Below are 12332 nucleotides of genomic sequence, written 5' to 3' on the forward strand. Positions count from 1 at the left end.
ATGGCTGTGCGCATGGACACCCAGATCATTGCCGCCGCAAAGCCCCTGATGGCCCGGGCACAGCCGCGCAAGCCGGCGCCGTTCCTCCCCATGAGCCGCGCCGAGATGGACGCGCTCGGCTGGGATGCCTGCGACATCGTGCTGGTGACCGGGGACGCCTATGTCGACCATCCGAGTTTCGGCATGGCGATCATCGGCCGGTTGCTGGAGGCGCAGGGATTCCGGGTCGGCATCATCTCGCAGCCGGACTGGCATTCGGCCGAGCCGTTCAAGGTGCTCGGCAAACCAAAGGTGTTCTTCGGCGTCACCGGCGGCAACATGGATTCGATGGTGAACCGCTACACCGCGGACCGCCGCATCCGCAGCGACGATGCCTATACGGCCGGCGGCGAAGGCGGCAAGCGGCCGGACCGCTGCACCGTCGTCTACGCCCAGCGCTGCCGCGAGGCGTTCAAGGACGTGCCGATCGTGCTCGGCGGCATCGAGGCCTCGCTGCGCCGGATCGCGCATTACGACTACTGGTCCGACAAGGTGCGCCGCTCGGTGCTGGCCGACGCCAAGGCCGACCTGTTGCTCTACGGCAATGCCGAGCGCGCCGTCGTCGAGGTGGCACAGCGTCTCGCCGCCGGCGAAGCGCCGCGCGAACTGAACGACATCAGGGGCGTCGCGCTGTTCCGCCGCGTGCCCGAGGATTACACCGAGCTGCATGCCGACGATCTCGACTCCGCCGACGAAGGCGCAACGCGCCAGAAGGGCGCGACCGTCATCCGCCTGCCGGCGCTGGAGCAGGTCGAGCAGGACAAGGAAGCCTATGCCCGCGCCTCACGCGTGCTGCACCGGGAGAGCAATCCCGGCAATGCGCGGCCGCTGGTGCAGCGTCATGGCGATCGCGACCTCTGGCTCAATCCGCCGCCGATCCCGCTGACCAGCGAGGAGATGGACGCGGTCTACGATCTTCCTTACGCGCGCGCGCCGCATCCGTCCTACGGCGAGGCCAAGATCCCCGCCTGGGACATGATCAAGTTCTCGGTGACGATCATGCGCGGCTGCTTCGGCGGCTGCACCTTCTGCTCGATCACCGAGCACGAAGGCCGCATCATCCAGAACCGCTCCGAAGGTTCTATTCTGCGCGAGATCGAACTGATCCGCGACAAGACGCCCGGCTTCACCGGCGTCATCTCCGACATCGGCGGCCCCACCGCCAATATGTACCGGATGGCGTGCAAGGATCCCAAGGTCGAGGCCGCGTGCCGGCGGCCGTCGTGCGTGTTCCCCGAGATCTGCCCGAACCTCAACACTTCGCATGACGATCTGATCCGGCTCTATCGCAAGGTGCGCGAGACCAAGGGCATCAAGAAGGTGATGGTCGCCTCCGGCGTTCGCTATGACCTCGCGGTCGAGAGTCCCGAATACATCAAGGAGCTCGTCACCCATCACGTCGGCGGCTACCTCAAGATCGCGCCGGAGCATACCGAGCGCGGCCCGCTCGACAAGATGATGAAGCCCGGCATCGGCGCCTACAACCAGTTCAAGCGGATGTTCGATGCCGCTGCCGAACAGGCCGGTAAGAAATATTACCTGATCCCGTATTTCATCGCGGCGCATCCGGGCACGACCGACGAGGACATGATGAACCTCGCGCTGTGGCTCAAGAAGAACCGCTATCGCGCGGATCAGGTGCAGACCTTCCTGCCCTCACCAATGGCGACCGCGACGGCGATGTATCATACCGGCGTGAATCCCTTGCGCGGCGTGCGCCACGGCGGCAGCGACAAGGTCGAGGCGATCAAGGGCCTGCGCCAGCGACGGCTGCACAAGGCCTTCCTGCGCTATCACGACCCGGACAATTGGCCGGTGCTGCGCGAGGCTCTGAAGGCGATGGGCCGCGCCGATTTGATCGGCTCGCAGCCCCACCAACTCGTGCCTGCGCACCAGCCTCCCGGCACAGGCAAGGCCGCCGGCACGCGGCGTCCGGTGCGGCCCGGCGACAGGACGCAGCGGTTTACGACCAAGGGTCTGCGGGTGATGAAGTAACGGGGCGGGCCTCGTACCGTCATGCCCTCGATGGCAAGATATCGAAAACAACCCCATGCACAGTAGCCGGACATAGCAAGATCAATGGCTTGAAGCGGCGTGAGACCGGGCTGCCCCTCATCGCGCCGGACCTCAGCCTCCACGCAAAATTTCTGAAAAACAGTAAATCGCTTGACGCGTCGGGCAAAACAGGCGCATGATGGCATGGTCGGACGTATGGGACAAACACCAGCGTAGCACCATGCGAGGATCGCCCACTCCTCACCTCTCCACCGGCACCCCCGCCCCGCGATGATACCGGCTCGAAAAGAACACCAGCGGCGTGGTGTCGCGATGGTCGCAGCTGGAGACTTCCGCGATGATCAGCGTGTGGTCGCTGACGTCGACGTGGCGGATGACCTCGCAGGCGAACCAGGCGATGCAGCCCTGAAGGCGCGGCAGGCCGTCGACGATATCGTAGTCGGGACTGGCGCCTGCATTCGGCTGGCTGGCGAAATGCCGTGACAGATCCCGGCCGTGATCGGGCAGGACGTTGACGCAGTAACGTCCGGTCGTCGTGATCGCGCGGTGCATGCGGCCGGGCATGACCGAGACCAGCACGGTCGGTGGTGACAGACTGACGGTGACGAAGCTGTTCGCGGTCATGCCGCAGACGCGGCCGTGCTCGTCCAGCGCGGTCAGCACCGCGACGCCAGTCGCAAAGCGCGACGCGGCCTCGCGAAATGACGCCGGATTGGCACGCGGCATCTCAGTTTCCGCTCGCATCGGTCCTCACGCGATCGCCCTGACGGGCTCTGGGGATGCCGACATGCGTTCGATCCAGGCCTGGATGCGCTGCGGCGTGGAGATGCGGTCCCATTGCCGGTCCGGATAGTTGAAGTTCTCGGTGAACTCGTTCGCCAGCGCCGGATTCTGGCTCATCGCGCCGATCAGCATGCCCAGTGCCTCCGTCGGCGGCTGCAGCATCACATTGGTCCAGCGCGAAGCCGCCAGCACGCGGTCCTGCCGCTTCAGGTCGATCTTCTCGCAGAGGCGCGCGTCACACGCGTCGGCGTTGACGATCTCCTCGCCGAGAACGAAGGCCGCATAGGAAGCGACATTGGCGCCCTGGCCCATCATTGGGTCGACGATGGCATGGACGTCGCCTAGCGCGATGGCGCATTTGCCGTCGTCGAATTCGACCACCGTATTGCGCACGGTCGGGACCACACCGCCCTGCAAGAGATCCTGAGGCTGCGCGAGGTCGAAGCGCGCGGTGTCGATACGGTCGTAGGTGGTGGGGTGATGCTTCTCGAGCTTGCCGAGCAGCACCTTCAGGAAGTGCTTCGGGTTGTCGTCGTAGCTGAGCGTCGCCAATTCCTCCATGTCGCCGCCCGGCACGTTTTCCATCAGCAGCGCGTTGGCGATGCCGCCGAAAGTGACGGTGGGGATTACGATCATCTCGCCATGGCCGGGCGAGACCGAGAGCGTGACGTTCATGGGATCGGGCTGCCACACGCCGGTGTAGAGCCCGACGCACAGGCGCCGCTGCGGCTGCGAATAGGGCGTGTGCTCGGGACGGTAGCTGAAGAGCTGGCCGAGCGGGCCCTTACCGGTCGAGACGACCAGCAGGTCGAAGCGCGCGACCAGCGGGCGGATGTCGCGCTCCTCGATGCGGCGGTATTCGATCTTGCCGCCACGCTTGCTGAAGTCCTGCATCAGGGCAGGAAGATACAGCCGGTAATCGACGGCGCGGCTGGCCTTCGAGAAGTCGCCGCGAAAGCGCAGCGGCTGCGGAAAGTTGAAGAAATGGTCGTGGTAATAGTAATGGTCCTTCGGATCGGTCCAGTGATTGACGCCGAGATAGTCCTCGCGCGCGATCGTGACGTGGTGATGCGCGACGGTGTTGAGCAGCCGGATGTTCCTGTAATCCTCGGGCGGCCGGTCCGTGATGACGGTCGCGTCCACACCGTGCTTCTGCAGGTAGAGCGCGAGATGCAGGCCGGCGATTCCGGCGCCGACGATTCCGATGTTGCGTGCCATGTGGTCTCCCCCGCGATTGCTTGTTTTGAGGGAGCCTACTGGCCTGCCGTGTTGCGCACTACGGAATAGATAGGATATAATTTATTCCAGATCGGAATGAATGATGGACCGGATCGATTGCCTGCGCGCTTTCGTTCGCACCCTCGAGGGCGGCAGCTTTTCGGCTGCGGCGAAGGAACTCGGCATCGGCCAGCCCGCCATCAGCAAGCGCATCGCGATGCTGGAGAGCGAATTCGGCACACAGTTGTTTTCGCGCACGACGCGCACGCTGAAGCCGACGGCCGAGGCGCACCGGATCTACGATCTCGCGCGCCAGATCCTCGACAGTTTCGACATGGCGCGGGCGAGTGTTGACAAGGCCGCGCCCCGCCCTACCGGCACGCTCCGGATCGGCGTGCCGTCGTCGTTCGGGCGGCGCTACATGATGCCTGTCATCGCCGAGTACGTTCGGAATTATCCGGAGGTGCGGGTCGACATCCGCTTCAGCGAACGCTTCGTCAATCTGGTGGAGGAAGGCATCGAGCTGGCACTGCGGATTGGAAACCTCGAAGCGAGCACGCTGGTCGCCCGCCGGCTCGGAACCGTGCAGCGCCATCTGGTTGCGACACCGACCTATCTGCACGGTCGCCCGCTGCCGCGGACGCCTGACGATCTCGGCTCGCACCAGTGCATCGTCTATTCCAGGATGTCGCCGGCGCACCAATGGACTTTTGAATCCGAGCATGGCCGTCACGTCGCATCGATCAACGGCCCCATTCACGTCGACGACGCCGATGCGATGCAGGAGGCGACGATGCAGCATCTCGGCATCGCCATCCTGCCCGACTGGAATGCCGCGGACGGTCTTCGCAGCGGCGAACTCGAGCATGTGCTGCCGGACTACAGCATCGCCGCGCTGCCCTTGCACGCGGTCTATCCGGAGACGCACTGGATGTCGCTGCGCGCGCGTAGCTTCCTTGATCTCCTGGTCGAGCGCGCCGGGCATTTTGCGCCGGCCCCGACGCAGGGCCCCGTTGCAAGCGCGGGCGGTTGACGCCATCCCGGCCGTCATTAAATAACGTCCATGAAAAAGATCGGATTTCTGTCCTTCGGACACTGGACGCCCTCGCCGCAGTCGCAGACCCGCTCGGCGGCGGACACGTTGTTGCAATCGATCGAGCTCGCGGTCGCGGCGGAGCAGCTAGGGGCCGACGGCGCCTATTTCCGCGTGCATCATTTCGCCCGCCAGCTCGCCTCGCCCTTCCCGCTGCTCGCGGCCGTCGGCGCCAGGACCAGCACGATCGAGATCGGCACGGCCGTGATCGACATGCGCTACGAGAACCCGCTCTACATGGTGGAGGACGCAGGCAGCGCCGACCTCATCGCCGGCGGCCGGCTGCAGCTCGGCATCAGCCGCGGCTCGCCCGAGCAGGTGATCGACGGCTGGCGCTATTTCGGTTATCGCCCGGCCGAGGGCCAGAGCGACGCCGACATGGGCCGGCGCCATGCCGAGGTGTTCCTCGACCTGTTGCGCGGCGAAGGTTTTGCCGAGCCGAATCCGCAGCCGATGTTTCCCAACCCGCCGGGTCTGTTGCGCCTCGAGCCGCATGCCGCGGGCTTGCGTGACCGCATCTGGTGGGGCGCCGGTTCGAACGCCACGGCGGTGTGGGCAGCACAGCACGGCATGAACTTGCAGAGCTCGACGCTCAAGAACGACGAGACCGGAGAGGCCTTTCACGTGCAGCAGGCCGCCCAGATCCGCGCCTATCGCGCCGCCTGGAAGGAAGCCGGCCACAGCCGCGAGCCGCGCGTGTCGGTCAGCCGCAGCATCTTCGCGTTGATGAACGATCGCGACCGAGCCTATTTCGGCGGCGAGCGCGGCGGCGAAGACCAGATCGGCTTCATCGATCCGCAGACGCGCGCGATCTTCGGCCGGAGTTATGCGGCCGAGCCGGATGCGCTGATCGCGCAGCTGCGTCAGGACGAGGCGATCGCGGAGGCGGACACGCTGCTGCTGACGATCCCGAACCAGCTCGGCGTCGACTATTGCGCGCATGCAATCGAGGCGATCCTCACGCATGTCGCACCGGCGCTGGGGTGGCGGTGAGGCGCGGGGCGAGCCTGCCCCCCGAACACGAAAGTTATGTCGCGGCCTGGTAGTGCGTCAGCTGCTCGACCGCCGCATCCCGCACCACCACCGTCTGCATCCTGATCTGGCTTCCGATCACGAGGCCCGTCAGCGAGAGCATCAGCCCCAGCGCCGGCGGCGCGAACAGAGCTTCTTCCTGGAACAGGCCGTTGAGCAGCACGACCATGACACCGAAGCCGGCGAGGCCCTGCGTCAGAAATCCTGAGGACGCGTAAAGGCGCCAGGCCTTGAGTGCCATCGCGAAATAGAAGCCGAGCGGCACGAGGGCGGCGATGCCCATCTGGTAGATCAGCACGCCGATCGCGCTCTCCGCCGCGCCATCGATCGTTCCGGCCGCCTGCGCGGCGCTCCAGTCGATCGAGAAATAGCTGTCCGACAAATTGCCGCCAATACCGAGTCCGCGGCCGAACGGCTTTTCAAGGAAGCCGTTGAGGCCGCCCATCAGGCCGATGACGTGATAGTCGCCGATCTGCAGGCCGACACGGATCGCGACGACCGCGAACACCATCAGGGCCAGCAGGCCGAGCACCAACGTCACCACGGCACCGAGCAGACGGGTCGAGATCCAGGCCGCGATCACAAACAGGACCGTGATCAGCGCGCCCTTCACGCTGCAGAGAATGAGGAGCGGAAGCGCGGCGAGAGCCAGAAACGGACGCCCGACCGAAAACAGGAACAGCCCGAAGAAGGCGATGCCGTAGCCGAAGCTGATCGCGCTCATGTTCGGCCCGTGGATGCGCAGGATCTTCGACAGGCCGAAGCCTTCCAGCAGCGGCGTGTTGAGGAAGTCGAAGCTGAAGCGATCCTTGAGGTCGACGGGCACGTCGCCGGTGGCCCGCATCTGCGCTTCCCAGACGCCCGAATGGGTCGCCTTGAGCTCGTCGAAGCCCCAGAAGGTGTAGCCGTTGGTGACGGCCAGCCAGACATCGCGGAACGCAAACTCGACATAGCCGCAGATGATGAGAACGACCGCGAGCGTCACCAGGAACGGCGTGGCGCGGACCTCGAACGTCGCCGCCGTCAGCAGCGAGAGCTGAAACAGGAACAGCGGCAGCACGATGTTGCGCAAGTAGACCGACGCCGGTTGCCCGTCCTGGACGAAGCCGATGGCGAAATACAGCCCCACCACGGCGAGGGTGACGACTCCCCAGCGCATGAGCCTGACAATTTCGGCCGACTGATTCCGCTGGCCGAACACGTAAAGACCGAACGTCGTCAGCCACATCACGGAGCAGACGAGGAAATTATAGCCCTTGATGAAGTCCAGATCGGACGGGATCGACACCAGCGGCGACAGGATCGAGACGAACAGGTTCTGGAAGAACAGGACGAAGATCGCAATCAGCGGCGCGTAGGTCGGGACCGCCAGCACGATGGCGATGGCGACGAGGACTTCGACGGTGAGGGACAGCACCGGGCTCGCCACGTGCAGGACCGGAACGAAGCCGATCGTCGCCACGGCGATCAGAAGCGTCGGGACCAGATCGCGCAAAGGCGATGGCTCGAACGTACCGGCCTGCGCGGTCTGATATCGCGGTGAGGTCCCGCCACTCATAACTCGTCCTTTGGCGTAGCGCGGGGGCCACGATAGCTATGGGATGCGTAAGGATTCGTTAACGATAGCGAACCGGGATCATCGCTCGCCCGGCTTGGTCGCCCCGAGCAACGCCCGCATCACGCCGGGATCGGGCTTGCCGGTGCTGCTGTCGACGAGGCCGAATCCCTGCGCCAGCTCCCAATGCGTCCAGCCCCAGCAATGCGCCCTGGCATAGGCGGTGACCGACGCGAGCCATCGCAGGCGGCTGTCGCGGGGCGCGCCGGCTTTCAGCACGCCGAACTCGTTGACGATGAGCGGCCGCGCAAATTGCCGCTGCCATGCGACTGCGGGCTCAAGCCATTGATCGACGCTCGGCTTGTCCCGGGCGACGGCAATCGCGGTGTCGAGCATGCCGAGCGCCCTGGTCGCGCCCCTCGCCTGCAAATCCTGACGGAGTGTCTGAACGGCGGGATCGCTCGCGCTGATCGGATAGGGCAGATCCACGATGTCGTGCAGCGGATCCTGCGCATCCCAGTGGCCCTGATGGGTGAACACCATGGGATCGTAGAAATGGATGGCGTAGACGACGTTCGGATCCGGCAACGGGCGAAATTGCGGAAGCGAGTCCGCGCGCTGCCAATTGACCGGCCCGACAACGAGTGTGGTCGCGGGGAGCAATTGGCGGACGACGGCGGCGAGCGATTCGACCTCCTCTTGCCACCTGCCCACTTCGACATCGGGCTCATTGAGCAGCTCGGCGAAGACGCGACCAGCGGGATAGGCCCGAATGATGTCGGCGAGGGCGCTCCACGCATCCTTCATCTCGCGCAGCGCTGCGTCCGGATCGTCCTTGTGCAGGCGATTGAAGCGCTCGCCGGGATGCAGATCGACCGAGACGAAGTAGCCGAGCGCCATGAGCTGCTTCAACGCCGTGTCGAGCGCGCGCAGCGTCTCGTCGCGTTCGGCCTTTGCGGCAAAGCGGAGCATCACGCGCTCTGCGGGAACCGGCAGCCGGACATGACTCATGCCCGCCTTGCGAAGCTGCATCAGCAGTTCGCGACCGGGGGGCGCGGATCGTTCACCGTTGATCCAGCCGTCGGCATTGAAACCGCGCGACAAGGCGGCGAGCCTGTCCGGCGCAACGGTCTGCGGCACGGGCACGCAAGTGTCCGCCATTGCCGGCGGCATGGATAGCGAAAGCAATATCGCGGCAAGGAGCAGACGACCGCGCGAGGTCGTCATCGTCAGATCGCCCGGCTCAATGCGCCGCCGTCAGGATGAGGGACCGCAGAGCCCGCGGGCGCATGATTGACGACGAGTCCGGTCGGCACGGTGTTGTACCTCGCCAGCGCCGCGGTGACCCGCCGCATCGCCGCCGAGCCGAGCTCGCCGGCGCGCGCCACCGGAATGATCAGATCCGCATGCGCCGCCAGCGCGATCGCGTCAGGCTGCAAGGCGAGATTGCTCGCATGGACGATGATGAGATCGAATTCCGAGCGGATGTCGTCCTCCGGCCTCGCATCGGCCTTGCGGCCGGCGCTCAGCAGCTCGACGATCGACTGAAGTCCCGCCGTGGTCGAGCCATCCTGCCATTCGGTGACGGGGGGCTGGCTACCTGCGAATTCCGGCTGTAGCCGGATCAGCACGCTCATCATGCCGCGATTGACGGCCGCACGATTGAGGGAGCGCGCAACGGTGTTGCCGCCGGCGCTCTTGCCGACAGACAACACAAGGGCGACCTTGCAGCCGCGCACCGGCGCGCGATCGATCCGCTCGAGCAGCGGACGCAGGTAAGCGCCGAGATCGAGCTCGGCGGTGGCGGCGACCGGTCGTTGCCAGACGGTGCCGGGAGCAGCCCCCGACGCCAGATCGGGAATGCGGGCCCAGACCGGGAGATTCGGCATCGCCTCGGGCGGGCGCGCGGCGGGCGCCGACGGCGGAGCCTGCCGATGGGGCACGCTCATCGCTTCCGCGCGCACGGGCGTTTGAACAGGGGCCTTCGCGGGCTCGGCCCCGTCAGGCATGCTTCCCATCGCCGCAACGGCGGCGGTCGAGGTCAACAGCGAGCCGATCGCGAGCGCGGCAAGCAGCAAAGCAAGCGGCGGACGGGTCGAGCGCAGCGGTGGAATCGCGGGCGAGGCGACCTTGGTCTGCGAACTCTGCAACTGACGCTGCTCATTGGTGGTCTTGAACCGCGACAAGAACTGCTCGTAGATGTTCTTGTTTGCGTCGGCGTCCCGCTGCAGCTCCTGCAGCTTCACCAGCGCCTGGCCATCGACCAGCATCTGCGTCTCGATGGCTTTGAGCTGTTTCTCCAGCGCGTTCTGTTGCTCCAGCTGCGATTCGTATTCGGACTTCGCGGTGTCGATGTTCTTCTTCCGCTCGACCTCGATCTGCCGGTTGATGTCGGCCAGCTGGCTGTAGGAGATCGCAAGATCGGGGTGGCGGTCGCCGTACACCGCCTTCTTCTGCGCGATCTGGTCGTTCAGGGTCGAGCGCTGCGCACGCAGCATGCTCAACAGATCCTGCTTCACGGGCCCTTCGACATTGGCCTTGAGATCGCGCTGCACCTGCTCGTAACGCGCCTTGGCTTCCTCGGTGCGCGCGCGAGCGGCGGAGACCTGCTGGTTGATGTCCGTCACCCGCAATTGCTGGGTGGTGGAATCCTTGCCGGCATTGAGGATCTTGTGCTCGAGCCGGAAGGCCGCGACGGCATCTTCCGATGCACGCAGGCGCTCGTTCAATGCTTTCAGCCGGTCCTTGAGCCAGTCGGCCGCCTCGTCCGTGGCCTCGGTGCGGACCCGGCCCTGGCTCGCGGCGAACGCCTCGGCGATGGCATTGGCGTAATAGGCGGCGCGGTCCGCGCTGTTCGAGGTGAACGAGATGGCGATGACGTAGGTGAGCCCGCGGCGCGAGATATCGAGGCGGCTGCGGAATTTCTCGAGCAGGCGCGTCATGTCGGTATGACCGCCCGCGATGTCCTCGTCGTCCGCGATCTTGAGCTTCTCGATCAATGGCCGGAGAAATCCGTCCGATTTGGCGATCTCGATCTGGCTCTGAAGCGCCGCCGCATCCTGGCCGATGCCCGGCAAGACGTCCTGGTCCGAGGTCACGCGCAGCTCGCGCGGATCGACGACGACCAGGGCCGTTGCGGCATAGCGGACCGGAAGAACCATGAGAACGATGACGCCGAGGGCGAACAGCGCCAGCGCAAGCGTCAGGATGCGGCGGCCGTTGTCGCGCAGAAAGGCGAGCGCGCCGGAGACGGTCAGCGATCCCTTGATCAGCGTAGGGCCGTCGCCGTCGGGCTTCACCGTCGCAGCCCGCGGCGCTTCCCACGAAGCCGCAGGCTCCGTCGGGGCGATGCTTCGCGGAGATGCGCTTCGACCGAACGCCATGGGTTTGAACTCAAAATCAACTGACGGCCCCCGTTCAGAGGCTTGCTACACCGTAAATATCCATGGTTAACCGGCGGTTACGGCTGGGCGTGCCGCGGTTGGTGAACAGTTTGTTAACGCGCCGGCCTGCGGAGCGATGCGTGATCGGGGGGGGCGCTCGATCGCCTATTGCACCTCGATGTTCGCGTCCTTGACCAGCTTGCGCCAGCGCTCCTCCTCCTGCCCGACATAGCGATCGAGCTGTTCCGGCGAGCCTCCCACCATGATGAGGCCTTCGTTGGCCTCGAGCTGCTTGAAACCACCGGACTGGACGGCCTTCGCGACGGCCTGATTCAGGCGTGCGATCACGGGAGCGGGTGTCTTGGCCGGCACGTACAAGCCGTACCACGACTCGGCAGCGTAGCCGGGCACCCCGGCTTCGGCGACGGTCGGCAATTGCGGAAACGCGCTCGAACGCTCGGCGGATGTAACAGCCAGCGCCCGGAGCTGGCCTGCGGCCACCAGCGAGGCCGCGCTCGCCACGGTGGTGAACATCACGTCGATCTGCCCGCCCAGGAGATCGCTGATCGCAGGCGCCGCGCCCTTGTAGGGCACCGCCGTCATCTTGACCTTCGCCATCGCATTGAACAGCTCGCCCGCGAGATGGGCCGAGGTGCCGGTACCGAACGTTCCGAAATTGAGCTTGCCCGGATTGGCCTTGGCTTCAGCGATCAGATCGGAGATCGAGTTGATCTTCGATACGGGATTCACGACGACGATATTGAAGGACCGCGCGATCAGCGAGACCGCCGCGAAATCCTTGTGCGGATCGAACGGCAGCTTGTTGTACAGGCTCGGGTTGACCGCGTGCGCGAAGGTTGCCATCAGCAGCGAATAGCCGTCGGGCTCGCTGGTGGCGACGGTCTGGGTTCCGATGATGGTTCCGGCGCCCGGCTTGTTCTCGATGATGACGGCTTTGCCGAGGTCCGTCTGGATTTCCTGCGCTGTCGTTCGCGCAATGATGTCGGTGCCGCCACCGGCTGCGAAGGGCACCACGATCCTGACGATCTTCTCGGGATATTCGGCGCGCGCCGGCGCAACGCCAAGCCCCGCGACCACCGGCATGACGGCACAGGCGAGCACGGCGAGATTCAGCCGGCGCCGCACGGCGGCCCCCCTGTTGCGAGCGCCGTCGTGGCTGATGATTTCGCCAATGGCCATGTGGGTCTCCATC

9 protein-coding genes are annotated in these 12332 nt (G+C 65.4%); 3 read left to right on the forward strand and 6 right to left on the reverse strand.

The features are described from left to right. Nucleotides 1-12 precede the first annotated feature (12 nt). Complete coding sequence (locus F8237_RS12325; protein WP_151650528.1) at nt 13-2034, forward strand: YgiQ family radical SAM protein; 2022 nt, start codon at nt 13-15, stop codon at nt 2032-2034. Between the two features lie 261 nt (nt 2035-2295). On the opposite strand, the gene styB is transcribed toward F8237_RS12325, so the two are convergent. After that, nucleotides 2296-2781 (reverse strand): styrene monooxygenase NADH-dependent flavin reductase subunit StyB, encoded by a 486-nt coding sequence (gene styB, locus F8237_RS12330; RefSeq protein WP_151644996.1) that lies wholly within the window; start codon nt 2779-2781, stop codon nt 2296-2298. Between the two features lie 24 nt (nt 2782-2805). Next, nucleotides 2806-4056 carry a styrene monooxygenase subunit StyA gene (gene styA, locus F8237_RS12335; protein WP_151644998.1) on the reverse strand — a complete coding sequence of 417 codons (1251 nt, stop codon included), beginning with the start codon at nt 4054-4056 and terminating at the stop codon, nt 2806-2808. 103 nt (nt 4057-4159) lie between these two features. On the opposite strand from styA, the gene F8237_RS12340 reads away from it, so the two are divergent. After that, nucleotides 4160-5089: a LysR family transcriptional regulator gene (locus F8237_RS12340; RefSeq protein WP_151650529.1), complete on the forward strand. Its 930-nt coding sequence runs from the start codon at nt 4160-4162 to the stop codon at nt 5087-5089. Nucleotides 5090-5119: 30 nt separating this feature from the next. Then, nucleotides 5120-6142 (forward strand): LLM class flavin-dependent oxidoreductase, encoded by a 1023-nt coding sequence (locus F8237_RS12345; RefSeq protein WP_151645000.1) that lies wholly within the window; start codon nt 5120-5122, stop codon nt 6140-6142. A 34-nt stretch (nt 6143-6176) separates the two neighbouring features. Here the strand turns inward: F8237_RS12345 and F8237_RS12350 are convergent, their stop codons facing one another. The 4 genes from F8237_RS12350 to F8237_RS12365 all read right to left on the reverse strand — a co-directional run bounded on the left by F8237_RS12350 (nt 6177) and on the right by F8237_RS12365 (nt 12319). After that, nucleotides 6177-7676, reverse strand: a complete 1500-nt coding sequence (locus F8237_RS12350; RefSeq protein WP_244626114.1) for a hypothetical protein — start codon at nt 7674-7676, stop codon at nt 6177-6179. Between the two features lie 141 nt (nt 7677-7817). Then, on the reverse strand, nt 7818-8963 hold the full coding sequence (locus tag F8237_RS12355) for a glycoside hydrolase family 5 protein (protein WP_151645004.1): 1146 nt from the start codon (nt 8961-8963) through the stop codon (nt 7818-7820). A gap of 2 nt (nt 8964-8965) precedes the next feature. Further along, nucleotides 8966-11119 (reverse strand): GumC family protein, encoded by a 2154-nt coding sequence (locus F8237_RS12360; protein ID WP_151645006.1) that lies wholly within the window; start codon nt 11117-11119, stop codon nt 8966-8968. 165 nt (nt 11120-11284) lie between these two features. Beyond that, a complete protein-coding gene (locus tag F8237_RS12365) occupies nt 11285-12319 on the reverse strand; it encodes a tripartite tricarboxylate transporter substrate binding protein (protein ID WP_151645008.1) in 1035 nt (344 codons plus the stop codon). Nucleotides 12320-12332 lie beyond the last annotated feature (13 nt).

It is taken from the genome of Bradyrhizobium betae (assembly GCF_008932115.1).
In the GTDB taxonomy this organism is placed as follows: domain Bacteria; phylum Pseudomonadota; class Alphaproteobacteria; order Rhizobiales; family Xanthobacteraceae; genus Bradyrhizobium; species Bradyrhizobium betae.

Coding starts and splice junctions, on each gene's coding strand:
- F8237_RS12360 (WP_151645006.1), bottom strand. CDS start 11,119: ATGGCGTTCGGTCGAAGCGCATCTCCGCGAAGCATCGCCCCGACGGAG.
- F8237_RS12365 (WP_151645008.1), bottom strand. CDS start 12,319: ATGGCCATTGGCGAAATCATCAGCCACGACGGCGCTCGCAACAGGGGG.
- styB (WP_151644996.1), bottom strand. CDS start 2,781: ATGCCGCGTGCCAATCCGGCGTCATTTCGCGAGGCCGCGTCGCGCTTT.
- F8237_RS12345 (WP_151645000.1), top strand. CDS start 5,120: ATGAAAAAGATCGGATTTCTGTCCTTCGGACACTGGACGCCCTCGCCG.
- F8237_RS12355 (WP_151645004.1), bottom strand. CDS start 8,963: ATGACGACCTCGCGCGGTCGTCTGCTCCTTGCCGCGATATTGCTTTCG.
- F8237_RS12340 (WP_151650529.1), top strand. CDS start 4,160: ATGGACCGGATCGATTGCCTGCGCGCTTTCGTTCGCACCCTCGAGGGC.
- styA (WP_151644998.1), bottom strand. CDS start 4,056: ATGGCACGCAACATCGGAATCGTCGGCGCCGGAATCGCCGGCCTGCAT.
- F8237_RS12325 (WP_151650528.1), top strand. CDS start 13: ATGGACACCCAGATCATTGCCGCCGCAAAGCCCCTGATGGCCCGGGCA.